General features: G+C 44.4%; 1 protein-coding gene. It reads right to left on the reverse strand.

What is annotated here, in order from left to right; genetic code table 11:
* Positions 1-991 (reverse strand): VENN motif pre-toxin domain-containing protein (locus tag ACKJXD_RS11900; protein WP_430876419.1); only part of this gene is annotated, 991 nt, incomplete at both ends.

Consider the following 991-nt stretch of genomic DNA (forward strand, 5'->3'; position numbering starts at 1 on the left):
AGCGATATCAGTTGCAGCTAAAATTGCCATTGCTGTGCCGATTGGTCCGGGTAAATATTGTCCAATTTGTTCTGGTGCTCGCATCCATAATTCAGCATAATCGCTACCGTTTGGCATTTCTTTACCTTTAATTAAGTCACTAAATGCTTGCTTGGTTTCTTCTTGCGTTAAATAACCATTAGCATACGCATCAAGTATCGCATCGTATTGAGCCCCAGTATCATGATGTATACCAACAAAATCACCCCATTTACCACCTTCACTCGGGCTTAAACCATTATTCTCAACCGCATTTTTACCTGCGGCTATACCCGTGCTGACATCGCCCACATCACCACCTACACTGGCTACAGCCAGTCCGGTGGCAAGTTGGGCGAGTGCGCTGAGGTTTTCTTTTTCTGCTTCGGTTAAGTCCTTAACCTCTTTTCCATAGAGCTGCTTGCGTATGATATCCGCAGCAAGTTCACCGGTTACGGCACCGGCACCGCCGGCTAGTCCTGAGTTGCCTTGTAGTTCAGCTACCACCGCACCCAAAATCGCATGAGAAATTAAACGGGCAGTTTCATTATCTCCTGTCTGGATTTTTATCTGCTCCGCTACCCAAGGTGCACTTGCGCCAGCCAGTCCGCCCGTGATGTTGCCGGTGATAATGCCGGTCACTATCGATATCGCACTGTCTATCCCTTTGCTAACATCACTCCCCATTCCGCCCAGGTTTTTATTATTTTCTCTATTCGTTTTTAACTGCTCATCAACCGCAACGTAATAGAAGTAGTCTTTATTCTGATTATAATAATCCTCAACAGTTTTATATTTGGCTTTTTCTGCATCACTCAGCTTATTATAGGCCTTTTCCGCTTCCAGCTTCGATAACGCATCCTTATTTTTATCTACGTCATTTTGCGCCTGAATTCGGTCATACTTATTCATTACACTTTTTGCTTGCTGTGCTATGTCTTTGATAAGCTCGACCGTTTCTATTTTGTCTAAC

The sequence above is a fragment of the Gilliamella sp. G0441 genome, assembly GCF_050589305.1.
Classification (GTDB): Bacteria; Pseudomonadota; Gammaproteobacteria; order Enterobacterales; family Orbaceae; genus Gilliamella.